The 23,422-nt window shown below is 40.8% G+C and carries 30 protein-coding genes and 1 pseudogene; 10 read left to right on the top strand and 21 right to left on the bottom strand.

Annotated features, from left to right (window positions below; all coding sequences use genetic code 11):
• Positions 1-25 precede the first annotated feature (25 nt).
• A complete protein-coding gene (locus RBH91_RS10750) occupies positions 26-859 on the bottom strand; it encodes a prohibitin family protein (RefSeq protein WP_076760690.1) in 834 nt (277 codons plus the stop codon).
• A complete protein-coding gene (locus RBH91_RS10745) occupies positions 852-992 on the bottom strand; it encodes a DUF8570 family protein (protein WP_164470222.1) in 141 nt (46 codons plus the stop codon). Before RBH91_RS10745 ends, RBH91_RS10750 begins: the two co-directional genes overlap by 8 nt.
• Before the next feature lie 219 nt (positions 993-1,211).
• On the opposite strand from RBH91_RS10745, the gene RBH91_RS10740 reads away from it, so the two are divergent.
• Positions 1,212-1,748, top strand: coding sequence for an AAA family ATPase (locus tag RBH91_RS10740; RefSeq protein ID WP_083696924.1), 537 nt, complete (start codon positions 1,212-1,214; stop codon positions 1,746-1,748).
• 247 nt (positions 1,749-1,995) lie between these two features.
• Here the strand turns inward: RBH91_RS10740 and RBH91_RS10735 are convergent, their stop codons facing one another.
• The 6 genes from RBH91_RS10735 to resA all read right to left on the bottom strand — a co-directional run bounded on the left by RBH91_RS10735 (position 1,996) and on the right by resA (position 6,237).
• Positions 1,996-2,601: a TetR/AcrR family transcriptional regulator gene (locus RBH91_RS10735; RefSeq protein WP_307894530.1), complete on the bottom strand. Its 606-nt coding sequence runs from the start codon at positions 2,599-2,601 to the stop codon at positions 1,996-1,998.
• A gap of 333 nt (positions 2,602-2,934) precedes the next feature.
• Entirely contained in the window at positions 2,935-3,237 is a 303-nt protein-coding gene (locus tag RBH91_RS10730; protein ID WP_307894529.1) for a hypothetical protein, read from the bottom strand.
• Between the two features lie 224 nt (positions 3,238-3,461).
• The gene (locus RBH91_RS10725) at positions 3,462-3,614 is read right to left on the bottom strand and encodes a hypothetical protein (protein ID WP_239693644.1); all 153 of its coding nucleotides are present in this window, start codon (positions 3,612-3,614) and stop codon (positions 3,462-3,464) included.
• A gap of 185 nt (positions 3,615-3,799) precedes the next feature.
• Positions 3,800-4,600, bottom strand: coding sequence for a DUF2935 domain-containing protein (locus tag RBH91_RS10720; RefSeq protein WP_076760686.1), 801 nt, complete (start codon positions 4,598-4,600; stop codon positions 3,800-3,802).
• Between the two features lie 86 nt (positions 4,601-4,686).
• Positions 4,687-5,550, bottom strand: coding sequence for a manganese catalase (locus RBH91_RS10715; protein ID WP_307894528.1), 864 nt, complete (start codon positions 5,548-5,550; stop codon positions 4,687-4,689).
• Positions 5,551-5,697: 147 nt separating this feature from the next.
• Positions 5,698-6,237, bottom strand: coding sequence for a thiol-disulfide oxidoreductase ResA (gene resA, locus RBH91_RS10710; RefSeq protein WP_307894527.1), 540 nt, complete (start codon positions 6,235-6,237; stop codon positions 5,698-5,700).
• A gap of 161 nt (positions 6,238-6,398) precedes the next feature.
• Between resA and RBH91_RS10705 the strand changes: the two genes are divergently transcribed.
• Positions 6,399-6,584, top strand: coding sequence for a DUF4177 domain-containing protein (locus RBH91_RS10705; RefSeq protein ID WP_076760683.1), 186 nt, complete (start codon positions 6,399-6,401; stop codon positions 6,582-6,584).
• Between the two features lie 138 nt (positions 6,585-6,722).
• Here the strand turns inward: RBH91_RS10705 and RBH91_RS10700 are convergent, their stop codons facing one another.
• The gene (locus RBH91_RS10700; protein WP_404802508.1) at positions 6,723-7,139 is read right to left on the bottom strand and encodes a hypothetical protein; all 417 of its coding nucleotides are present in this window, start codon (positions 7,137-7,139) and stop codon (positions 6,723-6,725) included.
• Between the two features lie 208 nt (positions 7,140-7,347).
• Between RBH91_RS10700 and RBH91_RS10695 the strand changes: the two genes are divergently transcribed.
• Positions 7,348-7,683 (top strand): YxeA family protein, encoded by a 336-nt coding sequence (locus RBH91_RS10695; RefSeq protein ID WP_307894712.1) that lies wholly within the window; start codon positions 7,348-7,350, stop codon positions 7,681-7,683.
• 17 nt (positions 7,684-7,700) lie between these two features.
• Here the strand turns inward: RBH91_RS10695 and speG are convergent, their stop codons facing one another.
• The 4 genes from speG to RBH91_RS10675 form a co-directional block, all read right to left on the bottom strand.
• The gene (gene speG / locus RBH91_RS10690) at positions 7,701-8,246 is read right to left on the bottom strand and encodes a spermidine N1-acetyltransferase (RefSeq protein WP_307894525.1); all 546 of its coding nucleotides are present in this window, start codon (positions 8,244-8,246) and stop codon (positions 7,701-7,703) included.
• 29 nt (positions 8,247-8,275) lie between these two features.
• On the bottom strand, positions 8,276-8,590 hold the full coding sequence (locus RBH91_RS10685) for a DMT family transporter (protein ID WP_076760680.1): 315 nt from the start codon (positions 8,588-8,590) through the stop codon (positions 8,276-8,278).
• Complete coding sequence (locus RBH91_RS10680; RefSeq protein ID WP_076760679.1) at positions 8,590-8,925, bottom strand: DMT family transporter; 336 nt, start codon at positions 8,923-8,925, stop codon at positions 8,590-8,592. The genes RBH91_RS10685 and RBH91_RS10680 overlap by 1 nt, the downstream gene beginning before the upstream one ends.
• 80 nt (positions 8,926-9,005) lie before the next feature.
• Positions 9,006-9,590 carry a TetR/AcrR family transcriptional regulator gene (locus RBH91_RS10675; RefSeq protein WP_076760678.1) on the bottom strand — a complete coding sequence of 195 codons (585 nt, stop codon included), beginning with the start codon at positions 9,588-9,590 and terminating at the stop codon, positions 9,006-9,008.
• 297 nt (positions 9,591-9,887) lie between these two features.
• Here RBH91_RS10675 and RBH91_RS10670 point away from each other — a divergent pair, with 297 nt between their 5' ends.
• From RBH91_RS10670 to RBH91_RS10660, 3 genes are read left to right on the top strand one after another with little or no spacing between them, the layout of a single operon-like run.
• Positions 9,888-10,265 carry a YoqO family protein gene (locus RBH91_RS10670; RefSeq protein WP_307894523.1) on the top strand — a complete coding sequence of 126 codons (378 nt, stop codon included), beginning with the start codon at positions 9,888-9,890 and terminating at the stop codon, positions 10,263-10,265.
• A complete protein-coding gene (locus RBH91_RS10665) occupies positions 10,265-10,711 on the top strand; it encodes a YrvL family regulatory protein (RefSeq protein WP_076760676.1) in 447 nt (148 codons plus the stop codon). The genes RBH91_RS10670 and RBH91_RS10665 overlap by 1 nt, the downstream gene beginning before the upstream one ends.
• Positions 10,712-10,722: 11 nt before the next feature.
• Positions 10,723-10,929 (top strand): hypothetical protein, encoded by a 207-nt coding sequence (locus RBH91_RS10660; RefSeq protein WP_307894521.1) that lies wholly within the window; start codon positions 10,723-10,725, stop codon positions 10,927-10,929.
• Positions 10,930-11,155: 226 nt separating this feature from the next.
• On the opposite strand, the gene RBH91_RS10655 is transcribed toward RBH91_RS10660, so the two are convergent.
• From RBH91_RS10655 to RBH91_RS10645, 3 genes are all read right to left on the bottom strand, one after another.
• Positions 11,156-12,592: a flavin monoamine oxidase family protein gene (locus RBH91_RS10655; protein WP_404802507.1), complete on the bottom strand. Its 1,437-nt coding sequence runs from the start codon at positions 12,590-12,592 to the stop codon at positions 11,156-11,158.
• Positions 12,593-13,017: 425 nt separating this feature from the next.
• Positions 13,018-13,455 carry a GNAT family N-acetyltransferase gene (locus RBH91_RS10650; protein ID WP_076760673.1) on the bottom strand — a complete coding sequence of 146 codons (438 nt, stop codon included), beginning with the start codon at positions 13,453-13,455 and terminating at the stop codon, positions 13,018-13,020.
• 119 nt (positions 13,456-13,574) lie between these two features.
• A complete protein-coding gene (locus RBH91_RS10645; protein ID WP_307894519.1) occupies positions 13,575-13,718 on the bottom strand; it encodes a hypothetical protein in 144 nt (47 codons plus the stop codon).
• 393 nt (positions 13,719-14,111) lie between these two features.
• Between RBH91_RS10645 and RBH91_RS10640 the strand changes: the two genes are divergently transcribed.
• Positions 14,112-15,143 (top strand): YdcF family protein, encoded by a 1,032-nt coding sequence (locus RBH91_RS10640; protein WP_307894518.1) that lies wholly within the window; start codon positions 14,112-14,114, stop codon positions 15,141-15,143.
• A 298-nt stretch (positions 15,144-15,441) separates the two neighbouring features.
• On the opposite strand, the gene RBH91_RS10635 is transcribed toward RBH91_RS10640, so the two are convergent.
• Entirely contained in the window at positions 15,442-15,999 is a 558-nt protein-coding gene (locus RBH91_RS10635) for a GNAT family N-acetyltransferase (protein WP_076760670.1), read from the bottom strand.
• A 231-nt stretch (positions 16,000-16,230) separates the two neighbouring features.
• Here RBH91_RS10635 and RBH91_RS10630 point away from each other — a divergent pair, with 231 nt between their 5' ends.
• Positions 16,231-16,404, top strand: coding sequence for a hypothetical protein (locus RBH91_RS10630; RefSeq protein ID WP_307894517.1), 174 nt, complete (start codon positions 16,231-16,233; stop codon positions 16,402-16,404).
• Between the two features lie 703 nt (positions 16,405-17,107).
• Here RBH91_RS10630 and RBH91_RS10625 read toward each other — a convergent pair.
• The 3 genes and pseudogenes from RBH91_RS10625 to RBH91_RS22780 form a co-directional block, all read right to left on the bottom strand.
• Complete coding sequence (locus tag RBH91_RS10625; RefSeq protein WP_307894516.1) at positions 17,108-17,704, bottom strand: class I SAM-dependent methyltransferase; 597 nt, start codon at positions 17,702-17,704, stop codon at positions 17,108-17,110.
• Positions 17,705-18,233: 529 nt separating this feature from the next.
• On the bottom strand, positions 18,234-18,560 hold the full coding sequence (locus RBH91_RS10620; protein WP_307894515.1) for a DUF4306 domain-containing protein: 327 nt from the start codon (positions 18,558-18,560) through the stop codon (positions 18,234-18,236).
• Positions 18,561-18,789: 229 nt separating this feature from the next.
• Positions 18,790-19,651, bottom strand: a pseudogene (locus tag RBH91_RS22780) (transposase); the annotation flags it as partial.
• A 430-nt stretch (positions 19,652-20,081) separates the two neighbouring features.
• Here RBH91_RS22780 and RBH91_RS10600 point away from each other — a divergent pair.
• Positions 20,082-20,738, top strand: coding sequence for an NAD(P)H-binding protein (locus RBH91_RS10600; protein ID WP_307894512.1), 657 nt, complete (start codon positions 20,082-20,084; stop codon positions 20,736-20,738).
• Between the two features lie 246 nt (positions 20,739-20,984).
• Here the strand turns inward: RBH91_RS10600 and RBH91_RS10595 are convergent, their stop codons facing one another.
• Positions 20,985-21,395, bottom strand: a complete 411-nt coding sequence (locus RBH91_RS10595; protein ID WP_076760662.1) for a DUF4275 family protein — start codon at positions 21,393-21,395, stop codon at positions 20,985-20,987.
• A 754-nt stretch (positions 21,396-22,149) separates the two neighbouring features.
• Between RBH91_RS10595 and alr the strand changes: the two genes are divergently transcribed.
• Positions 22,150-23,331: an alanine racemase gene (alr, locus tag RBH91_RS10590; RefSeq protein ID WP_307894511.1), complete on the top strand. Its 1,182-nt coding sequence runs from the start codon at positions 22,150-22,152 to the stop codon at positions 23,329-23,331.
• The last annotated feature ends 91 nt before the right edge of the window (positions 23,332-23,422 follow it).

The following is a 23,422-nucleotide window of genomic DNA, read 5'->3' as shown; positions in this document are numbered from 1 at the left end:
TTAAAAATAAGGGGTTTTTTACGCTTTATTTGCCGGCGTCATCTTTCGGCAGCTGAATTAACGAATTGGAGCCCGTGGCTTTCGGCATTTTTCCGTCCCATTTTTGGATCCACTGATATTGAATCATTTCATCTGACATTGATTTTTTAATAATTTCATTGTACTCGGCGATACCTTCAGCTTCAATTTTTTTCTTTTTCGCTTCCGCTTCGGCGATCTTAAGCTCTGTCTGCGTTCTTTCGAGCTCTTGCGAAGACTTCACGCGCGCGTCAATCGCTTCTTGTGTTGCTTTATCCGGCTTTGGAACCCCAAGGGTTAAGTCATCAATCACAAACCCGAGCCTCTTCATATCATCGGCAAATGTTTTTTGCACTTCTGCGGCCGCATCGGATGACTTTTCTCCGTAGGTATCAATCACGGAGTATTTTGAAATTGACTTTCTTGCAGCATCCCATAATCTCGTTTTCAGATAGCTGTTTTCTATCGATCCAATATCGACCGCTCCGAATTTATTAAACAATTCTACGACTTTATCAGGCTGTACGACATAGTTATAGGCAATATCCATCGAAATGTTTTTTCCGTCTGAGGTTGCCACTTGAATATCCTGATTGTTTACAGTCTGCATCCGAACCGGATATTTTGTGACTTTGTCAAACAGTCCGACAAAGTGCCATCCCTGATCAAGCGTTTCTGATTTCACACCGCCATTTGGGGAATAGACGACCCCGACATAGCCGTTCGGGATTTTCTCTATGAAAAGGGAAGCCGTAAATCCCGCCACAATTAAAGCGGCGGCGACAATAATTCCGCCAAGTAATGCTTTGTTTTTGTTCTTTTTGGTTTGTTTTTCATTCATCTCGGTCATCCTCCAGCGTTTTCTTGATTTTGCTTGCTCCGCTCCCGACTTTTTTAAAAAGCGGGCTTAACATAAGCCATACTCCAAACCCGATAATAAAAAGAAGTATGATGGAGCCGATCATGACTTTCACTTTTGTTCACCCCTTTTACCTGCTGTTGATTAATTCGTATGACTTTAAAATCATTCCACTTATGTTTACGTTCATATGAACTTAAAGTTTCATTTTTTTTATAAGAGCTGTGATGATTCAGAAGGAATTTGACCGCAGCTGAGAGAAGAACATTAAAATGTTTCATCATCAACTTATATGGTTTCAGGAGGCTCTTTATTCTGGGCGGGAGTGATGAAGATGTTAAATAAGGGAATTTATATTGTCACCGGGATCATGGCCTCGGGAAAATCGACGATTGCTCAATTGCTGTCCGAACAATTTGAACAAAGTGTTCATGTCCGGGGAGATCTATTTCGAAAGATGATTGTGAAAGGAAGCATTGACATGTCACCAGATGATCCGCAAGGTGCGGCAGAACAGTTGAAGCTTCGCTACACTATCGCGGCAAAAGTTGCAGAAATGTATTACAAAGAAGGGTTCGCCGTCGTTTTACAGGACATCTATTTGGGAAAAGCGGTTCATTCCTTTCTTGAAAGCTTTGCAGCAAAGCCTCTTTACTTTATTACGCTAAACCCGAATGTCAAAGCTATTATGGAGAGAGAAAAGCTGCGAAACAAAACAGGCTATTCCAATTGGGAAATCGAACCTCTTTATAACATCCTGAAAAATGAAAATCCAAAATCAGGACTTTGGATCGATTCATCTGATTTGACCCCAGAAGAAACAGCGGCTGAAATTATAAAAAGGGCAGAGTCGGAGGCACGCCTCGCATAGGCAGAATGAGCTGTATTCCGGCGGATTTTGCCATGCTTTTTAAAGCGTGATTCAGAACATTGCAGTTCAGGAAGGACGGACACAGAGCTGACTTTCACAGAATGCGGCGTTCAGACAAGGCGGCAGAGCTGTAGCAGCCGTTCCTTTCTTATTCGTGAGCACGGACCCAGCAGGCCTGACAACAAATGTGAGGGTTTAGCGACACCCTGAAGCCGCCGGCCGAGCCGGCAGCTATTTTAGCATCCTGCTATATATTCATTATTTTTTGTTTAATTTGGGAATATATTTTTGGGTTGAGCAAAAAAATGATGGATTGGAGCTGTTCCTGTTTATTAATCGAGGGGTCTGCATAATGTTGGTTGTTATAGCCGTTAAAAATCGAAATCAATGTTGTTGCCATCACTCTTGGATGAAGCTGGTTTTGAACGATCCCTTCATCCTGAAGCTGCTCAATCAAAACGACAAAAAACTCTCTCCACCGTTCATATAACAAAGACATTTTCCTCTGAATTTCAGGGTATCTGTGGCTGTTTGCCATAAATTCCAAAAACAAAGCTGTCGAATGCTCCTTATTTGTCGTTTGAATCAAGTGTTCAATTCCTGTCAGCAGTCCCCTCAAATTCTTTTTCTGAAAACATCTCATACTGGTTTGAAACCGCTCTTCCATCTGCTCATTCATAATATGTAGAAACAGCGTCTCCTTAGATTTGAAATATAAATAAAATGTAGCTTTGGAGTATCCGGCTTCTTTCATGATCTCATCTACAGATGTTGCCGAATATCCATTTTGAGCAAACAGATGATATCCGGCATCTACGATTTTTTGAATCGTATTCTGTGTGTTCTTTTTCATTAAGCTGTCCTGTCCTCTCTTCTCTAATTGAAAATGAATCGGTATGGATTTAGAAAATCTGTAAACGCCAAGGACTATTATTTTTAAAGAAAATTGGAAAAGGCACTTAAAACCTGCACCAACAGACTGAATGGGCGCTCTTTTCAAGCATAGCAGTGAAAAGCAAACAGCGCCAAGTGACATAAGCCTGGTAACTATAATGAATTCAACAAGGCCAAACGGTATGTAAATTTCTGCTTAAAAGTACTTTCTGACGGCACGCGTACACCCTTCCGCAAAAATCCCAACATTCATTCTAGCATTTACTGCTAAAAACTGCATATATATTGTAATTTATTTAATTGAATTTTTCAGTTTTTTATAAGATTTGATAAAATGCGCCGGATCAACATCCACTTCAAATGCAAATACCCCTTGATTTGTATGAAGGTAAAGCAAACCAGCATCCGAAATAGGCCTGTATGATACATCATTGACATGCTCCAAAGAAAAATGGCGGTTCCCTGTTAAAATTTTGTCTTCATATAAGTAAATATCATACTGTTTTTTCGTATAATGCTGCTGATTGCCATCAATGGTACGCTCGGTTTTATAATAGCTGACAGCGGACATGATATTGCGGTGCTCGTCCTTCATAAGAAACCTCCATTCCCTTTTATATGAATTCGGCCATGAAATACTCATCAACATATGTTCCATTCACCATCATCGAATGCTTTCTCCCTTCGATAAAGAGGCGGATACCTATTCCCTGTCCTGTATACGCTTGAAGAATGCCTATTACAATATGGGCACGATGCCGTGTTCTATTAGCTTGTCCTCTGATCGCCGTTATATATCCGATTCATCTCCCGTTCCGCTCACATACAAAGATCTGAGACGAGCTGGCTGACAACCTGTTCTATTTGGCGTTCTCCCGGTTCATACATCATGAACTCGGATTCTTGATCTAATCTTTGACACAGCTTGAGAACGTTTTCTCCATCTGATATTTTGATTTTCCTGATCTTCAATCAAAATCCTCCGTTCTTTCTGAAGTCAAAAAAAGAACGCGGACGGGACTGTTTATGTATTCTGAATATAACAACAAAAAAATGATGCTATTTGCCATCTTAACATATATCAGGCTGTATCATCAGATGTATGAATTGTTAGATGCCCTGTTTCCGCGCAAAAAAATAAAGCAAAACCGATGGTTTTACTTTTCCTGAAGTCTTGGTTTTGCTGGATCACACGCAGGTTTTTGCGCATTTGTCGATTCTGCGATTTTCATTAAATAATAGCATTCTTCCCTCATCATATGGTCGGCCATGAGCGCTGAAAATGTCCCGAGCATCTGCTCTGTCAATTCTAATTCTTCTACTTCATTTAAAAATGTTCTGAATAATTCTATTTCAAGCTTCACATCTTTGTTCATTTTTCTGAGAGCCGGAAAGGATTCCACATTGGCTCTCAGGTAGCCGGTTAATTCCACGGATTTTATATAAAACTGCTCAAAATGTTTTACAAACCCTTGGCTCTTTTCTTTCAGCCGCTTTTCAACCGCATCAAGTTCATCGGCGATCGCTCCGGCATGTCCGGCCGCATCCATCAGCCATAGCATATGATGGTGAAGCTCATGAAAAACGGGCGGTGCTTCCCGCTTTTTCAGATATTTCATGATCAGCAGATATTCTTCAAGCTCATTTACCATATGATTGATGAAAGTCGGGGAAAGATGAATTTTAATATCTCCTGTTAAATGCCTTTTAATGATAGACAGTTTGAATTTCCTAAACTGAAGGACATAGTCTTCTGCTTCCAGAGTCAAGGAATACAAATCAGCCGAAGTATTCACTTTTTTAAGCAATACATCAAATGTTTGTTTAAACCGTTTCGCCTGCTGAATATCTTCCTTTTCTTTTTCAGCTAAAGAATCCAAAATAAAACGGGCGTGATCCCCCATGACCTGAAGCCAAAACTTATGTTCAAAGACCGCCGTTTCCTTATATGTTTTCAATCTCGCGCCCCCTTTAAAAAGCCATTCTTCAATATAGCTATTCTCCTTTGATCCGAATTATGACCTAAGGGGATGCAGGCAATTTGTCAATACAGATGTGGAGGCGGCGCTTCAGCCCCATGATTTTTAATGACCGAAGGCGGTGTATCATGTATATAAGAAGGGGCTGGTTGTAGTATCGGCTTTTTTGCGAGCGGCTGCGGCTGTTCAACATATTGAAACACACCTTCTCCATCCATGCTCGTTCCATGTGCCCATCTGCCGGCGGCGCTCTCATTTCCTCTCGAGAAATTAAATAAGACGTGGGACACTTCTCTTTTTTCGAGACGCCTCGGGAAGGTGCTTGGAACGACGACATTTTCTTTTGCCTCCAGCTCCTTGATGGCCGCAATCCATTGATTTTGATGCATCGTATCTCTCGCAATCAGCCAGGACAGCATATCCTTGACGCCGCGGTCTGTTGTTGTTTCGTAGAGCCTAACAGCCTGGAGGCGTCCTTGTGATTCAGCGTTTAAATTTGCCCGAAAGTCGGCGAGCAAATTGCCGCTAGCAATAATATAATCAGCGGTCCAGCGGTTCCCAACACTGTCTGCCGGCATAGCTCCGAGCCCTGATACAATCGCATGCTGCGGATTCATCCCTCCAAGAATGGCACCGATAACTGGATCTTTTGCCGCTTTTTCAAGATCGCCTACAGGCGCTCCGTCCAACAAGCGCGCAATCATCGTCGCCAGCATTTCAATATGGGCCAGTTCCTCCGCCCCTGTATCCATTAGCAAATCCTTGTACTTGCCATTTCCCCGGACATTCCAGCCTTGAAAAAGATATTGCAAGGCAACTGAGATTTCTCCAAACTGCCCCCCTAGTATTTCCTGCAGCTTTTTCGCAAATAAGGCATCAGGCTTTTCGGGTTTTGCATGATACTGCAATTCTTTAATATGAAAAAACATCTGTACCGCTCCTCCTTTCCAGAGCTACCTTATGACAGAAAAGAGAAATAGGTGTTTGTCTATACTTGAATTTGAAATGAATCCGGTCCGGAAAAGAGGCAGTTAAAAAGCGGCTGCTATTTCAAAAGGACGCAGGCAATTCCCCTCTCAAGTGTTTTTCAACAGCTCGTTTATCCATTGATCCAGCTGCCGGGCTGACATTTCTCCAACATACATACGCTCGATAACACCGTCCGGATTAATAAATATAGAAGCAGGCAAATAGAAAATCTCCCATGAGCGGTAGACTTCAGCCGTTTGATCCAATGCCGCCGGAAAGGACAAACCGTGATGATCCAAAAAATGTTTGACCGCAGCCTTTGATTCCTGAACATTGACAGCAACCACTTCAAAACCGGCTTCTTTATAACGGTCATAGGCTTTTTGAATGGCAGGCATTTCCCTTTTGCAAGGTTCGCAGAAAGACCCCCAAAAGTTCACAAGAACAGCCTTTCCTTGAAGGTTTTTCAGCTCTATTTCACCACCGTTTACTGCCGGCAGCCTAAAATTTGCAGCTGGCTGGCGAAGCACTGCCCCTCCCTTCTGTTCCGCCTCTTTTGCGACATGCTGATAAAGAGCGTAACAGGCGGCAGAGCATAAAATGAGTAGAATAATGGCACTAAACAATAGCCTGTGCTGTTTTTTCATTTGTTTTCTCCCTTATGTAAGTACTTAAGAAATACACACATATACTTAGTTCACTCTGGTATTCACCCCTTCTTTTTCAGTAATGATCTCAAGGCCTGCTCCATCCAAAAGAAACCTATTCGTATTTTCACCGTATAAACATGAAAAGGAGGGATTTTGAAATGAAAGAATATCAATTTGTAAAAGTAGAATTAAGCTCGTTCAATAAAAAACCAAAAGAAGATTATCAGCAAATCATCCATGATTACGCCCAAGAAGGATGGAAATTCGTTCAAATTTTCGCACCAGGGACTTCCGGATATGGGACAGCGGCTTATTTTGAGCTGATATTTGAAAGAGATGCCTGATCATTTCTCAAAACACACTAAAAAAGAGGGGCTCTGCCCCTTTGACGGTTTCGTTTCCTTATCGATTTTATGAAGATCTTAACATCGCTTCAAACGAAATGAATAGCCTTGAAAAAAAGGACTCTAGCAGAAGTCATTTTAATCGTCCGGCACTTCATGCTCAAAGCCGTAAAAGCCTTTGATGACAACGTCACCGCAGCCGGATACCTTTGTGATGTCTAAATAATGATTTCGGTATGGTGTTCCGCTTACTTTACCTGCCGCACTTAAATTCAAATGATTTCCCGTGAACTCTTTTTCACTTAACGTTATCGCATTTCCGGATAAAGTGATCCTCTGCAGTTTGATGTTGAGTGTACAGCCTTCCGCATCAAATATCGTAAATTTGTAGTATGGCCATGTTGGATAGTACTTGCTGTTTGTACCGTCCGCCATAAAAAACCCTTTGTTATCCTCAGTCATTGTAAAGCTCACTTTTGTTTCGTCTTTTGTGATTTTTGCCAGCGTGTGCTGGGCATTCAAATTCCAGGCTGCCAAAAGGACAAACGTCAGCATCACCATCATTTTCTTCATCAAGATCCCTCCTTTTTCCACATTATAAACCCACTTCAATAAAAAGGAAATTATTATTTGTCATTCAATGTTACCGCGATGTCCGCCAGCTAACCTTACAAAAGTGTAATGTTCTTGTCATATGATTCAATTTTTTCTTTGAAGAAAGAGGCTTACAATCGTGAAAGAACAAATAAATGAGGTGAAGAATATGAAACGGCATATCGCATTTGCAGCAGTGTTATCAGGATGCAACCTGAACCGGCTCGGAGCAGATCAATATTATGTTCAAATTACATCTGATGGGAAAGAAGATGTTTCAAAAACTGATGACGGCAAAGAATATAAAATGTTCAATTATAAGCTAGCCGGTTTTGACGAGGATGGCCATGAAAAAACAATGGAATTTACTGCGGACAAAAACCTTCGAAAAGATGCATTTTTACGTGTATATTATTCAAATAAAAAAGGCGTGAAGTCTTGGGAAGAGGTAGAGAAAGACGACATTCCGAAGAATGCGAAAGACAAGTTAGGTGTAAAAAACTAGAGATGGCCTTGCCATCTCTATTCTTTCACATCCATACCCCCTTGCGATTGTTTCATTTTTAAAAACTTCTTCTGAAAAATGCACATTCTGATGGCGTTATGGTAAAAACCGTCGACGAAAAACTCATCCTGGAGCTCGCTCTCGATGAAAAAACCGGATTTTTTATAAAGGTGCATGGCCTTTTTGTTTTGTTCATCCACGATTAAATACAGTTTGTGCAAATTTAATACAGAAAACGCATAGTTCATTGCCAAATAAGTCGCGACGGATGAATAGCCATTGCCTTGATGCTCCGGATCAATAATGATTTGAAACTCCGCTCTGCGGTGAATATAATCAATTTCGACCAACTCAACCAATCCGATCATCTCTGTCTCTTTCTCCACAATAAATCGACGTTCACTTTGATCATGAATATGTTTATCAAATAAATCCTGCAATTCCACAAACGTTTCGTAAGGCTCCTCAAACCAATAAGACATGATTTTCGCATCGTTGTTGAGACGGTGGACAAATGGCAAATCTTCTCTTTCCAACGGACGTAATTTCAGCTGATTAGACATGTAAACATCCTCCAATGTAAATCAAAATATTAAGATGTAAGCCGCAGGCCGACGACCCCGACAATGATCAATAAAAGCGACAGCAGCTGCGGAAGTTGTAACCGTTCTTTAAACCAAAAAAAGCTGACGGCCGTAATGCCGATGATCCCTATCCCGGTCCAGACTGCATAAGCGACTCCGGCGGAGAGAACCTGCATTGCTTTTGAAAGGCAGTAAAATGACAAAGCAAATCCAACAACCATTACAATGATCGGCCATTTCTTTTTCGTGCCGTCTACATATTTCATCGCGATGGCGGCGATCATTTCTTCAATTCCTGAAACAACAAGCAAAAACCATGCCATCAATGTTCACCTCTTGACTGTGTATCGTGTTCTTTTGTGAAAAGCTTCATGCCAATAATTCCGGCTAACAGCAAGGTTAAAAAGAAAATTTGCCCTCCTGAAAAGGGTTCCCCCAAAACCATTCCGGTAACATAAGTGCCGACGGTTCCGATACCGACAAATACAGTGTAAGCTGACGCCATCGGAATTTTCCGGTATGAACGAATGAGTAAAATGAAGCTGACGGCAATCAATATAAAGATGACCGTCCAGTCTAACAATGTCTCTGCGCCTTTAAGCGCCGTGGCCCAAACCACTTCCAAAAATCCTGCAATCAAAACAAAGAGCCAATTCATATGCAGCACCCTTTCAAATATGAATGAATGTCAGTCATTTTTAGAGAAATAAAAAATGAACGGCTTCTGCCCGTCATTTTTTACCTTGCGCCTAAGCTTCTTTTTAAGAATGTGAATATTTCCTTCTTGAACACTTCGATGTCTTCATCTTTTTCAGCTCCGATATAATACCGCTCAGCTGTATTTTCAACAAAATTGATGATCGTTCTGGCCGTCCATCTTACATTTATATCCCGAATAACTTCGCCGTTTTCTGCGGCTTTTTCGATGATTGTCTCAAGCCATGAATAATACGGCTGATAGATGGCTTCCCATTTTTCCAATGAATGGTCGATGGCAAGCCCTGAATAACAAAGTACGATAATGTCTTTATGAAGGTTTGTAATGTTGAATGTCTCATCAATTAAAATGTCCATGACTGTCCAGAAAGGCTCGTATCCTTCGATTTTGCTTTTGATTTGATCCAGCGTATGTGTCAGAAGGTTCTCCGCTATCGCCGGAATCAGCGCATTTTTTGATGAGAAATATAAATAGAAAGTCCCCTGGGCAGTCCCGGCTCTTTTCACGATATCCGAAATGGAGGCCTTATCCAACCCTTTTTCAGAAATGACTTCGATGGCCGCATGCAATATTTTTTCATATTTCCCTGATGTTTGTTTTGGCAAATAGAAGACCTCCTCTAAAAAATGAATGACTATCAGTCATTTTAGCGGATGAAGTGTATCATGTCAACCATATCGCTTCAATGATGATGAAATGTTTCGAGTCCGTTTAAAATTTCTTTAAAATCATACGTGTTTGCTGTCATTGAAAATCATCCTCTTTTATACTTGTAATAATACGCCCTGACATAAATGGAGTTGAATGTACATGAAATCATTGGTTCCGTCTCTGCATTATTTTTCAAAAGGAAAAACTCGAGCTAGCCAATGGCAAAAAAGAATATTAGACGGGTGGTCAGATTGAATAAAACAATAGGTCTCACTGGGATTTTTGTCTGTTTTTTTGTTCAAGCAATTGCTGATAATGATTTACTGGAAAACAGCGCTTCGATTTGTATGTTTGTTTGTGCTGGCATTTGCCATCTTGATGAGCTGAGAGAGTATACGAAAAAATCTTTGGCCACTTTGGTCATTGTCTACTCAGTCCTGGTTGCAGCTTTATTCTGCCTCATGTTGATCGCCAAGCACTATATTTTTGATATGGATGTAAATAGGGGGATCACTTTGCTGATCGGCATTTTCACGGTCGGCATCGCTATTTATACCGGTGGGCGCGTAATGACATGTTTGATGAAGCGGTTGGAGAAAAAGCATGACAGTGAAGAGGCGTGCGGCTGATGAGCAAGAAATATCTGCCCTTTAGAAAGCTGGATTTAAAGTCAAAATTAGGCGCAATAATAGGGATCGCTATCATTCTTTTTGCGGCTTTAGCAATTTTTGCTTTACTCATTTTCTTTGGTGTAGCGGGATTTTTTAAGCTGTTTGGCGTTTCGTATGAATCGCATACATCGATATTGCTTTTCATCGTGCTTTGTTTTATCATCGGAGGGGTTTTTGAGTTCATTGGAAAAATCTTAATCGCCATGGCCGCTCTAACGGTTGAGGACAAAACCACATATCGATCTTTAAAGTTTATGATCGACTTTGCAATGAACCTGGTCACATTCCACATTGTCGATCAGTTCATGGACAGTGTTTTCATCCCTTCAAATGTCCTTTTCATTGCCGCAGCCTTAATCGCTGTCATTGAAGTGGTGTTTGATGAGAAAAAAAGCTTCAGTTAGAGGTGCAAAATATGAGCAAGTTAAAAGATGCTATAAAAACGAAAGAAAAATATGCTGTCACAGCTGATATATCCATTGCCGTACTTTTCATAACAGCAGGCGGCACATTTGACGGATTTTTTGGAGCGATGCAAGGGTTTATTATTTACATGCTTGTCTGCATGCTTATCGGTACTTTTTCAAGCTCTAACCCATTCGGTAACCACCCAAAAAAATAATCACACCCCCTCCATTTGGATACGTTTACTTTTTTCCAAGCAACAATATGATGGAATCCCAAAATCAATAAACCGCAGCCGCAGCAATACTCCTCATGTAGAAACGCATGATTCAAACCGCATACCCTGTATATGACAGATCGTCAATCAGATAAAACAAGAACACTGCGATACCGGCTGCCGCTTTGTAAATCATCAAGTACATCAAAGTTTATCATCCACAGCTCTAGTGTAATGATTTCGTTACATTATTCACTTCATACGCCGTTCGTATTCCAGATTCAATCGCTCCTTCCATCCACGCATGAGTGAGTGAGGTATGCTCTCCGCCGAAATGTATTCTTCCCTCCGGAACAGGAATATAAGGATACAGCTCTAATTCCTGCCCTGGTTCAAAAGCTGTAAAACCCCCGGCAGAAAAAGGGTTCTGGCTCCAGCTGAAAGAAGCGCCGGACACAAATTCAGCATACACGATATTTCCGTAGATTTCTGATAAATTGCTTAACGTATATCTGAGGCGCTCTCCTTCAGACAGACTGTCCCATGTCAGCGCCTCATCCGCCCACGTATAGCTCGCTAAAACGACGGCATGTCCACTCGATCCAATGCCGCGGCTCGGGTAATACGAAAATCTAATGGGCAGATCAGTGATGGATTTGCCGCCGCGCTGTCCTGCATTTTCCCAAAATCGGCTCTTAAACTCAATAGCGATTTTTGTTGCGGCTATATAGTTGAGTTCGCGGATCGCCCTCCATTTATAGTAAGAAAATGAATCGTACGGTTCAACTTTCACAAATCGCAAGGCTGTAAAAGGGACGGTCACGATCGCAAGGTCACCTGTCAGCCCTATATGCTCTCCTGACTGTTGATGAATGCAATGGATCGTTACACTGTTTTGATATTGAGAAATCTTCACCATTTTTAGGTGCAACAGAATGTTTTCTTTTAGTTGCGGAAGAAATGCGTGCGGCAGCCGGTCCATCCCGCCTGTTATCTCGTAGAAACGAGCCGGCGATGTAAAAAATATCGATTCTCGCAATACTTCAATAAGGGACATCCCCATATACGCTTCCATATCCAGCAGTACACCGATCATATCGATGGCGCCGCTTGAAAAATAAGAGTTTAAGAAGGAACCTAACGAATGCTTCCTGTACTGTTTTTCAACAATGCGCCAATTTCTCTCCGGATTTTGGTCGATAAAATCGAGGATGGGCTGCAAAACGGAAAACATCAGCTCTTCAGCCGTTTTCCCCTGCTCATGTGGAGCAACAGGATATCTTAAAATACCCGGATTTTCTTCAAAAACATGAAGGCGCGTTTTCACGCCATTAGCGTAAATGATGTCCATCGGCGTTCGATTGATAAATATATTTGTAGGCAGCTTAAATTTTTTTATATATTCCATAGTTAAAGTGTGGATATCTGGAATCCGCATCGGTCCGGCGTTGAAATACAACCCGTCGCTAAAGGGGGACCGCAACGTGTAAACGCGTCCCCCCACTCTGTCATTCGCTTCCAGAATCGTCACTTTGTGCCCGGCATCCTTTAATAAAGATGCTGCAACAAGCCCTGCCAACCCAGCGCCAACCACAATAATATGTTTCGGATGCTGTGATGCGGCAAGGCCGTTTCTAATGATCCCCACCATATCGTTATTCATTAATTGAGAATTCACTTTATCAGGCACCCTCTTTTTCGATTTTTTGCATTATATTCAGTGAAAAGGGTGCCTATCACGATTAAATGAATTTTTAGCAGGTTTCCAATATCTCTCTTTATTAGGGGCTTTTCACTTTGCAGATCCCGGACGCAAGGTGATGCGGCTGCTTTCTCAGAAAGGATGTTCTATACATCATTTCTGTCCACTATATTTTTTGTATGTCTATTTTCATGATATGACTCCAACTTAAACCGATCAGCGATTCACACTCTGGACCCAAAAAACGCTCGTAAATTATAAAAAGAACAACAATAACTAGCTGTCATGGTCACAATAGAACCCTTCAATCACCTTAGATAACAATATTATTACCAGCAGCATGAAATCCCCTTTTATTTCGAGACTTTAAATGTCGGCGTCAAATCTCAAATCGCTCGACTTAAGAACACGAGCCTTTCAATTTCTTCAAACCCGTTTTTCTTATAAAATTCTTCAGCAGGTATTCCCCTATCAGTCAGAAGTGAAATATTGGTTATATCACTTTCTTTCATCTCTTCTATCAAATAATGTAACAGTGCTTTTCCAACCCCTTTTTTCTGGCAGTCTGCCATTACGCACATTTCATGAATGAAAAATTCATCTCCTCTCCACCATACTCTGTGAATACCAAAAATAAATCCGATAATCGCTTCGCCTTCTGCTGCCAAAATCCCTTTAAATCCTGGTGTTTGATAAAAATGAAACAAATACTGTTTGGCTTTTTCTAATGTCCACTCATCGTTCCAAGGCTCCTTATTGAAGACATCAATAAATGTTTCAGCGCATTTTAACAGGTCACTTTCGTCAAAAAGTTTAAATTCCATGATCAAGCCTCCACTATTTTTTTGTTTTCCTTCTGCAAAAGGCAGAATCTGTTTACAAGAGGTGTATGAAACTCAGTGCGGTTCTTTCTGTACAAGACTGGTTCTACAATATATCCCTTTCATTCGATCTGAAAGTGCTCCAAATCATTGGCCTGACCAAATGAACTATTCTCATCTTCTTTGCTGCCTTCCCAATATAAATTCAAAAAATAATTGGGCCCAATTGAAGAAACACCAAAGGCCGCTATTCCCACTACCTTCATACTTCACTTTGCTTCCTGACATCAATACGATAACAAAAATCACACTCATTAAGAGTAAAACAGCAAGGATAACAAACAGCCTCCTGAGAAATTGATTGCTTTTCATAATCCCTCTCGCTTTCCATTACGAATAGTAGAACATACGGGTTAAAAAGTTACTTCATATAAAAAAAGACACCGTCTTTTTTTTGTTCATTCCCGCTTGTCAGTAGGCTAACATCGCCCCCGCAATGAATAATGCAGGACGGCATATACGAGGCAGCAACACAAATAACTGCTGTGAGGATAAATCCTGAATATCTAAAATACAGTTCGTCTAAAATAAAACGGCAAGGATTTTCTCGTCTTTTATATTATAATAAGCAGAGTGATTCATCTGGAGGTGTTTAGGACATGGTTTACGGTGTTATAACCTTTATTTTTCTAGCGATTTTTCTGGCCTTCTATATAACAGATCAAAGAAGGATCATCAATGGTTTTTTATTCAACATGTTTTTTTGTTCATTCCTTGTTTTTTCCTATTATCTAGCATTCATCGCTGAAATCGGTTTTTTCAAACTGTTCGTCATTATACCGCTGCTGATCTTTTTCTTTATATTAACGTTCGGTTTATTTGCTTTATGTATCGGATTATTTCTTAATGCGAGAATTCTTATCAAAAGAGAAGGACAACGATTGTCTAATTGTTTAACTTTAATTTCCGGGATATGCCTCATATTGTTTTTCCTATTCTCAATGATTGATCCCGCTCGTTTTTTATCACCAAATTTCCAGCCAATGTTCGCAGGATCATCACTTATTGTGGTCTATTTCTTTTTTCATTTAACAAATTTCTTAACCGCTTATTTTCTCTATCAATTTAACAGACCAAAACGTAATCAGGATTTCATCATCGTTCTCGGGAGCGGATTAATTAACGATACAGTCCCCCCGCTCTTAGCAAGCAGGATTAATAAGGCTATCGATTTTTATTGGAAACAAGCAGCTGTTGCTCCTCCTCCGAAAATGATTTTCTCTGGAGGACAAGGACCTGATGAAAACCTTTCTGAAGCTGAAGCCATGCAAATATATGCTTTGAAAAAAGGGATACCCCAGAAACACACTTTGAAAGAAGACCGTTCTGTAAATACATATCAAAATATGCTTTTCTCAAAACAACTGATGGATTCAATAACAGACGGCAAATACAACAGCATCTTCACAACAAACAATTTCCATCTGTTCCGTGCCAGCCTATATGCAAAACGAGCAGGTTTAAAGAGCCAGGGGATCGGTTCTAAAACCGCTTTTTATTATTGGCCGAATGCAATGATCCGGGAATATATCGCCATTATTGTGATGAATCGCAAACGTCATAGCATTGTCGTCGGAACGATTTTAGGATTTTCTATACTTCTGACCGCATTTCAATTTTTTATCGATTAAAACTTTTAAAAATGCACCTGTGAATTTTGAATTGTATGCATGCCTTTACAGCCGCCCCCAACAAGGATGTAAAGATGTTTCAAATATCTTTTTAACGCCAAAACGATTTCAAACGGGTCAAAGGACATCTCTAACAGAAAAGGTGTCCTTTACTTAGCAGATTATTTTCAGTACATCACAATATAGCTTGAAGATTACGATCTTGCTACAGCTTCAGCGTTTTATGAGATTGCAAAAGAAAAGCGATATTTTTATCAAATGAAAACTATCTCATTTGGAAATATCTTGCGAAGCTATATTAAAGGATGATGGGCATATCATCCGTACATCTCCTCCAAATCATATGATCTTGCCCCTTTCCCCAGTAATCCTTCAACAAATAATCGGGCTCTCCAAATTTCTTTTTCCATATCTTCTGTGCACTGTTATATCCGCTATCCAAACAAAACTCTTTAATTCCCCTATTCAGAAAGGTAAGAAACATTACGTTTAACAGCAACGTACCTAATCCACGTCTTTGATAATCTGGATGTACAAAAACTGTCCCTACCTCATACAAATCTTTCAATTCTCCATCAGTGCAAATCTGAATCAGCTCACTAGCTGGACCATATTCAATCGTACCGATCATCTTATGACACTTTTTATCTGAAGCGATCAAAAAATACCGGCTCTTTCCATTGCTGTCAAAGTCATCTTTCAAGTATTGTTTCTTACTTTCGATTTCATTTTCTATATCATGAAACAGATGAGCTAATCCTTCTCTGGCAAATGTATCCTTGATGACTGTACAAAAAAACTGATACAGCTCTTCATTGTCATCAATTCGCGGTCTTCTGATCTCAATGTTATACACACAAAGCACTCCTTAGCTAACCTCAGGCGGCCAGCTTTATATTTTTTATCTTTATTTTACATACTTTCACATGAAAAGTGAGACCTTCCTGCAAAAATTAGTTCGATCCTGAGCTATGCACGCCGGGATCGACCTCTACTGTTATACAAGGTAATCCCTAGCTTCAGCTTGAAGATTGGGTTTGAATCCAATCTAGATGGCGGGGATTCGCAGGAGAGACAGCCGCAATAAATGAACTCCTTACCTATTACCGATCGACTCAAGGAAGGTGTTGGCTTTTATCTCATCAATTGCGGGTACTCCCCTCCATCGCAGGCTTTACATCAGGCAAAAGCACTGTTATTGATGAAAATGTTGATGGTGGATTATTCTGCTATTGCCAAATATTTTAAAGGCAAGAAATAAATCCGGGCTTGGTTTTTTATGAACGGATGGGAGGAAAGAAATATCTTCATAGAAAAAGTAGGCTTGGAGGAATGATGGATGGAAAATTGAAATAAAGGTGATAAACGGGTTTACATTTGTGTTAAATGTTTTAAAATAATACCTAAAAAGGGAATTTTTCGTGCGGGAGGTTATGAAATGCCCTTAGGACCTGCAATAGTTTCTACTTTAATTATAATCGGTATTGTATATGCGATTGTAAGAGCGTTTAAAAAACAAAAATCTAATTGATTTTGAGAAAGCGATTATTCGTGTCGTATTTTCAAAAGGAGACACCAACCTTATCAAATTTAAATATCTTGTTGTTGGAGTCGAAATAAAATAAAGCCCTGCCTGGTATATTATATTTCCTTTATAAGGATGATATAGTTACATCATATAATCACCAAAATTCGGATATATAACTGAAGTTTTTCCACAATAGGGAAAACGATGAACTTACTTAGTTTTAAAGGCAGGGGTATTTCTTATGATTTACATAAAAGAACCATTCAGTAAATCCGAACCGAAAACATCATCATTCCCTATTACGCCTATCCGTTCTGAGCGAAGGAGAATACTTTAGAGTTTAATTCCAAAGACCCTCCATGCATCTCCTTAGAAAGCATACGTATTCAAAGCCCCTAATTTTTTGTGTGTTGCTTTTTGATTTTTGCATTAATATTTATCGTTTTTGTCCTATAAATTGAATGACATGAGACAAGCCATTATGGAAATCCCCTTCATGACGAACTACTTCGCCCATGAAAAAGTGAACAATCCGCCAATCTGAGTACGTTTGTAAAAACTCTTCCGGAGTATATAAAAGTTCCGAATCTTGCGGCCCACCACTTTTATAGGGAATTTGATGAATTGAATATACCTCTGTAACAAAAAATCCACCTGGTTTTACTGCCTCTTTAATTCCCAGAAGTGTTTTTTGGCGTAATTCTTTTGGGAAATGTCCAAAAATACATACAACCTCGTCCCACTGATCTTTTTTCCATGACGCTTCATTTAAATCAGTAAGTTCAGTTTTAACTACTACATCTCGGGCTTCAGCAAGCTTTTTCGTTTTTCTCAAGCCGGATTCCGCATAATCCCATGAAGTTACGTTCATTCCTTGTTCCGCCAAAAAAACTGCATTACGTCCTTCACCTTCTGCAATTGCTAAAGCGCTGCCTGATAATTGAAGTTTTTTCTGAGAATCTGATAAAAATATATTCGGTTCAGTTCCATATACATAATCCTCACCTTGAAAACGGTTATTCCAAAAATTCATGACCCTTATTCTCCTTTGATACTAAATTCTTTCACTTAAGAGCTCTTATCATCCAACATCAGCAAGTTTCCTTAATTAGAATAAAGCTGTACTCAGGTAAATATATACCCACTTCTTTTTTTCATGCATATCAAAACACTCGGCAATCTAAAGGCTGCCTTTATCCTCTATAATACAGGCGCATTGTGTGAAAAACAATCAAATGATGGCGCCTGGAACTGAGTCAGCTCTTGAACAAAGAATCAATGCCTACCTTCGTCCGTTCATTCTCGACAATCAATTAGGCTATGGTGCAGAGTAGGCTTGCGATGTCGTCCATCATTTTTACGCTGAGATTTAAAGCCCAGTTTAACAGGAAAAGATGCTGAAAGATTTTTTTCGTAATAGCTTTTTAAACTTTCTTATCAAAATGTACATTTGGTTCATTGTTCTTCGGATTTATAGAGGAAAAGGAAAAAGAGCAGTTTCCTTTGCTAGCAAATTTCTTTCATTACGATATGACTGCTGCTAGCACTGCTTTCTTGTTTTTTTATATCTGATCTCTTTGCACCTTATCTTTTTTAAACGATTGAAAAAGAAAAAAGAATGATAGAAGTACATAAAGAAATGCAGCAAACATTAATCCAGTAGTTAATGGATGATGTTTTGCAGAGTATATAAAGAAGTCGAGTTGAGATATTTGATCTGAACTTGTAATAAGTTCACCACCATTGAAAAATTCCGAAAATTTAGCTGTATATTTCCATTCGAAAATATCAGATACCAGTTCACTCCCTTGATACCAATTAACAAGCACCAAAAACATAAAACCAATTACAGAAATGCCCAATTGGGCGGTTAAAAGAATGCTTTTCATAGAAAACCTCCAAAAAAATCATAAGTTATTCTTAATTGGTTGACTCCGCTGAAATAAACAGACGTAAACGGAGTTAATTTGGTTTCTTTCTGTGGCTAGCTGAAAGAGACTGTCCCATAAGTAGCTTTTTTGTAGAAAAAGGACGGTCTGCGGAATCAAAAATCAAAAAAACGGACCGGGCAAAGTACTCATTCTTGCCCGGTCCGGTTACTTTTTCGCCCATTTTATGCTTTTTCGTCAGATTGTGGGCAAGTGAAAGCCACCCGACCTCTAAACTTACTTTTTGTAAGCATCGAAGCAGGAAGCGCCGGAACCCCCTGTTGTTTTTGATTTGTCCAAATACAGGCTCGTACATCCGCTGGACACTCAAGAGGTACCCTTCTTCACTGGACAGCTTTTGCCTTATATTTCAGGTACGGCAGACTAACCTGAATTTTACGGTTTCCGGCTGCTCTCGTGCACGAAGCTTTGAGCGGGCATCACCTTACAACTTTCACTCTGGTAATGCCGTTTGGTAACCTCATAACCGCTTTCGGTCTTGGTCCTACTCTTTTTGTAAAATACAAGCTTTCGGTTCCAGTTGGGACTCATACCTTTGCAGGCGGGGAGGAGGTCCTTGCGAAGAACTCGTACCCGCTGTTTCGCCCAGTTCTGTGAGATCCCGCCCGCCTTGTTCCCCATTCTCTTGCCTTTCGGTTTCCTCAATCGCCTCAAACAGGGTATGTACTTTTTCTTGCAGCTTGGCTTTGTACTGGACTACAGCTTTCCCCAAACAAACGTGTAGCGGTTCGCATTTGCTTCGATCTTGGTGCCGTCGAGAAAGTAATGCTCAAGCTGGACGTACTTCTCTTCTACCAGAAATTGCAGAACCATCGTGAAAATCGTTTCCAACACGCCTTTCATTCGCTCCGATTCGTAAGCATTTTGGGGTTGTAGCTGTTGCGGCCCCCGCCTTTGTAGGCAGCTGCAAAAATCTGGTCGTCGATCCGATTCACGGCCTCGTTCACAACACGAAAAAAGTATTTTTCTGGAATATCTTCTTCCAAATCCATTGGCAGACAGAGTTGGTCCATGGTATATTGAATGTACAAAAGAAGCCCTCCTTTTAGATGGTTGCTCGACACTTCCATTTTGCTAAGGAGAGGCTTCTTTTGGAATAGTAAATGCAAATCAAACCGCAATGCGGTAAAGGAGTCTTTGAAGGTGAAGAAGAAAAGGAATATTTTTTTCAAGACGTTGGAGGAAATGGCCGACTTCACCGGGCATTTTCGCGGGCGGGTCTTACGGGAATCCGGTCGGTCCGGATTCATGCGCCGCAATGTGGCACACGCGGCGAGGTTCGGGTGTCCCGGTGAGAGGCCGGCTTACGGGCACTTGGGAACCTTTTTGCGCCTGGCATCTAGAGGGTCGTTTATACGGAATGTTGGTGGCGATCGAGATGTTGGAGGCTTACGACAGGCGCATCCGGGGCGGGGAAGCTTGCAATCGCCTCAACGTGCGGAAACGAGCGGAGCTTTCAAGATGGATGTATTCATCATTGGGATCACGGGCAACATCGGCGGTCTGCTTGCGCAGAAGCTCGTCTCCAATGGAGATACCGTTCACGGGCTCGTGCGCCGGGATGAACAGCGGGCAGACCTTGCAGCACGAGGCGTCAATGCAGTAGTCGGGGATCTCGCCACCATGTCCGTGGAAGAGCTAGCGGCGGCCTTCGGCAACGTTGACGCCATCGTGTTCAGCGCAGGGTCCAACGGCGGCAAGATGGAGGTCACAAAGGCGATCGATGGCGACGGCGTCACGAAAGCGATCGAGGCGGCTCGCCGAGCAGGAATCAACCGTTTCGCGCTTGTTTCGGTACTCCCAGAGTCTTGGCGGGAGCGTAACCTCGGCGACGAGGTCGAGTATTACTTTGCTGTGAAGAAGAAAGCAGACATCGCGCTTAGTCGTAGCGATCTAGATTGGCTAATTCTTCGTCCGTCATTGCTTGTCGACGATCCCGGAACTGGCACCGTTTCACTCGGGCCAGCCGAGTTCCACGACCAGATAGCTCGCGCCGATGTCGCTGAAACTCTCGCCGAGTTGCTTCACGAACCCCGCATCGGCCAGCAGATTCTCGAACTCAATACCGGATCCACCCCGATCAGAGACGCCGTCAAAGCTAACATTCGTCGGCGTTAGACCGCTGCTACGTACGCGCATTAATAAGGAAAGAATTATTGGTCGGAACCAGCAACAAATAATATGCTTCCGGCCAATCCCGCACCTAAAAGACCCATATGGTTAAATATCTTTCCAACCTTCAATATGATATTTATCCTCATTCGTTTTTTAATTAGAATTGTATTTGAGTTTCAAAATTTGCTATTCTTATAAAGGCGAGTTTTGTTTCAAGTGATAAATAAGTAAGATCGTTCCCAAGTAATATTAATGACTAATAAAATAAGGTCCGCATTTTTCTTCATGAGTCATAATAAATGTCCATTTTTGTTCCCAATCCATTACATAAATATCGCCATAAAACATATGTAAAGGGTCGTACGGCAAATCTTGAATCCTTAAATTTTTAGCGTTTTCCACCAAATATGCTTCATCTATATACTGATAAAAAATCGTACATTTTCTCTTTTTGTGTTGATTGAAAAGTTTTATAGCTTCTCCTTCAATAACGCAATTTACAGCATCCCAACTACATAAATGCCATAAAAAATGGTCTAAATTAATCTTCTCTTTATCTTCTTTTGATAAGTGATTTGCGAATATATTTTCCCACGATTTGCGCAAATACCCTCCCCATTTAGGGATTTCTATAACCTTCAATTCTTTTCTAAAGTTCATATCAGTCTATTCTCCTTGAACTACCCTTTTCCTTAACTAAGGCAACTTGTTCTTTCATTATAGATTAAAATGCAACGATTTCATCGTATTTTCTCCTTGAAAAGTTGAAGAGCTTACTCAAGAGGACAGCTACATGGCGACTGATAAAGATCTCGCCAGAAGCTTTAAAGCCATCCAACAATCAAATAGCAGCACTAAGCATACGTTAATCAAAACTGATCAAAAGCATGTTGAGTCTGATGTTTACGATGTATACCCCTTCTAGTTTATGAAAGAACTCATGAGCTAAAGAGCTCCTTAAAGGTCAAAAACTCTAATAAAAAGATCTATATTTGGTTTTCTGTAGAAAAAAAGGAGAGCCATTGCCTACAATCCTTTGAACAGAATATTAGATAAAGCCGGTTTGGACAGAATGCCTGTTCATGGTTTCCGTGGCACACATGCTGTTCTTTTAGAATCTCGAGCAAAGCATGAAATTGATTCAAGAAATACTCGGACATAAAAATATAACCTATTCTGCTAAGGGCGCACTTCTTGAGTAAGTGCCTCTTTGAATTGAGTCATTTAGTGCAAAGAATGTCGGTGCAGATTGTGAAAAAATGAACTTAAACGAAAGAACTGAGGTTTACTGTTGAATGATTTCAGTTAAAGTTGAATAAAAATGAGATGGAAAGCACCCAACCATTGATGTGAGGGAATTTATCGAACGGCTCAATCCGGTTGATACTATTCTATAAGAAGGAAGGAAGCGTTGATGAAAAAGCTTTGCCGAGAAGTTTGGGTAGAAGTCGATCTTGATGCCATCAAAAAAAATTTACGAGCGATCCGCCACCATATTCCAAACAAGAGTAAAATTATGGCTGTCGTAAAAGCGAACGCTTATGGTCACGGGTCTGTAGAAGTGGCACGCCATGCACTGGAACATGGGGCGAGTGAGCTCGCTGTTGCCAGCGTGGAGGAAGGAATCGTTTTACGAAAAGCGGGGATTACAGCACCTATCCTTGTGCTTGGCTTTACACCCCTTAGATGTGTGAAAGAGTCAGCAGCTTGGAAAATAACGTTATCAGCATTTCAGGTTGATTGGATTCAAGAAGCGAACGAGATATTGGAAAAAGAAGCGGAGACTAACCGGTTGGCTATCCATATTAATGTAGATACTGGTATGGGACGGTTAGGTGTACGGACAAAAGAAAAGCTTTTAGAAATAGTAAAAGCACTAACGGCAAGCAAATTCCTTAGATGGGAAGGAATCTTTACACATTTCTCAACAGCTGATGAACCGGATACTACACTAACCAGACTGCAGCACGATAAGTTTATCAGCTTTCTTCGCTTTCTAAAAGATCAAGGCATTGAACTTCCCACCGTGCATATGAATAACACGGCTGCAGCTATCGCTTTCCCGGAATTTAGCGCTGATATGATTCGTTTAGGTATAGGTATGTATGGATTATATCCTTCAGCATATATAAAGCAGCTAAATCTCGTTAAGCTTGCACCTGCATTAAGTTTAAAAGCGCGTATAGCTTATGTGAAAACCATGCGGACAGAACCCCGGACTATCAGTTATGGTGCAACATACATCGCGGACCCCGAGGAAGTCATTGCTACACTCCCGGTCGGCTATGCTGACGGTTATTCCCGTGAACTGTCCAATCGCGGGTTTGTTCTTCATCGCGGAAAACGGGTGCCTGTGGCGGGAAGGGTGACAATGGATATGATAATGGTTAGTTTAGGAGAGGGTAAAGGTAAACAGGGAGATGAAGTCGTGATTTACGGACGGCAAAAAGGAGCTGAGATTTCTGTTGATGAAGTTGCCGAAATGCTTGATACGATTAACTATGAAGTTGTATCTACAATAAGCCGCCGCGTCCCGCGTGTATTTATAAGAGACGGCGAGATTTTGAAGGTGTCGGCTCCGGTATTATACGTGTAGATTTTTATTTCTGACCTTTTCGATTAAAGAATACTAAGTGATGTGATCAATACGGAGAGAAAAAATCCATTTTGATCAATCTTTTTTCAAA

This window comes from Bacillus swezeyi (assembly GCF_030908325.1).
GTDB classification, from domain to species: Bacteria; Bacillota; Bacilli; order Bacillales; family Bacillaceae; genus Bacillus; species Bacillus swezeyi.
Note: the sequence above shows the minus strand (reverse complement) of the source record. Positions and strands in the feature narration are given on the sequence as shown.

Coding starts and splice junctions, on each gene's coding strand:
- RBH91_RS10700 (WP_404802508.1), bottom strand. CDS start 7,139: ATGCTGACGTTTGTCCTTTTGGCAGCCTGGAATTTGAATGCCCAGCAC.
- RBH91_RS10630 (WP_307894517.1), top strand. CDS start 16,231: ATGAACTCCTTACCTATTACCGATCGACTCAAGGAAGGTGTTGGCTTT.
- RBH91_RS10730 (WP_307894529.1), bottom strand. CDS start 3,237: ATGAAGGACGAGCACCGCAATATCATGTCCGCTGTCAGCTATTATAAA.
- alr (WP_307894511.1), top strand. CDS start 22,150: ATGAAAAAGCTTTGCCGAGAAGTTTGGGTAGAAGTCGATCTTGATGCC.
- RBH91_RS10660 (WP_307894521.1), top strand. CDS start 10,723: ATGAGCAAGTTAAAAGATGCTATAAAAACGAAAGAAAAATATGCTGTC.
- RBH91_RS10620 (WP_307894515.1), bottom strand. CDS start 18,560: ATGAAAAGCATTCTTTTAACCGCCCAATTGGGCATTTCTGTAATTGGT.
- RBH91_RS10750 (WP_076760690.1), bottom strand. CDS start 859: ATGAATGAAAAACAAACCAAAAAGAACAAAAACAAAGCATTACTTGGC.
- RBH91_RS10650 (WP_076760673.1), bottom strand. CDS start 13,455: ATGGAATTTAAACTTTTTGACGAAAGTGACCTGTTAAAATGCGCTGAA.
- RBH91_RS10735 (WP_307894530.1), bottom strand. CDS start 2,601: ATGAAAAAGAACACACAGAATACGATTCAAAAAATCGTAGATGCCGGA.
- RBH91_RS10640 (WP_307894518.1), top strand. CDS start 14,112: ATGGTTTACGGTGTTATAACCTTTATTTTTCTAGCGATTTTTCTGGCC.
- RBH91_RS10665 (WP_076760676.1), top strand. CDS start 10,265: ATGAGCAAGAAATATCTGCCCTTTAGAAAGCTGGATTTAAAGTCAAAA.
- speG (WP_307894525.1), bottom strand. CDS start 8,246: ATGTCTAATCAGCTGAAATTACGTCCGTTGGAAAGAGAAGATTTGCCA.
- RBH91_RS10600 (WP_307894512.1), top strand. CDS start 20,082: ATGGATGTATTCATCATTGGGATCACGGGCAACATCGGCGGTCTGCTT.
- RBH91_RS10595 (WP_076760662.1), bottom strand. CDS start 21,395: ATGAACTTTAGAAAAGAATTGAAGGTTATAGAAATCCCTAAATGGGGA.
- RBH91_RS10685 (WP_076760680.1), bottom strand. CDS start 8,590: ATGGCATGGTTTTTGCTTGTTGTTTCAGGAATTGAAGAAATGATCGCC.
- RBH91_RS10655 (WP_404802507.1), bottom strand. CDS start 12,592: ATGAATAACGATATGGTGGGGATCATTAGAAACGGCCTTGCCGCATCA.
- RBH91_RS10695 (WP_307894712.1), top strand. CDS start 7,348: ATGAAACGGCATATCGCATTTGCAGCAGTGTTATCAGGATGCAACCTG.
- RBH91_RS10645 (WP_307894519.1), bottom strand. CDS start 13,718: ATGAAGGTAGTGGGAATAGCGGCCTTTGGTGTTTCTTCAATTGGGCCC.
- resA (WP_307894527.1), bottom strand. CDS start 6,237: ATGAAAAAACAGCACAGGCTATTGTTTAGTGCCATTATTCTACTCATT.
- RBH91_RS10715 (WP_307894528.1), bottom strand. CDS start 5,550: ATGTTTTTTCATATTAAAGAATTGCAGTATCATGCAAAACCCGAAAAG.
- RBH91_RS10705 (WP_076760683.1), top strand. CDS start 6,399: ATGAAAGAATATCAATTTGTAAAAGTAGAATTAAGCTCGTTCAATAAA.
- RBH91_RS10625 (WP_307894516.1), bottom strand. CDS start 17,704: ATGAATTTTTGGAATAACCGTTTTCAAGGTGAGGATTATGTATATGGA.
- RBH91_RS10680 (WP_076760679.1), bottom strand. CDS start 8,925: ATGAATTGGCTCTTTGTTTTGATTGCAGGATTTTTGGAAGTGGTTTGG.
- RBH91_RS10740 (WP_083696924.1), top strand. CDS start 1,212: ATGTTAAATAAGGGAATTTATATTGTCACCGGGATCATGGCCTCGGGA.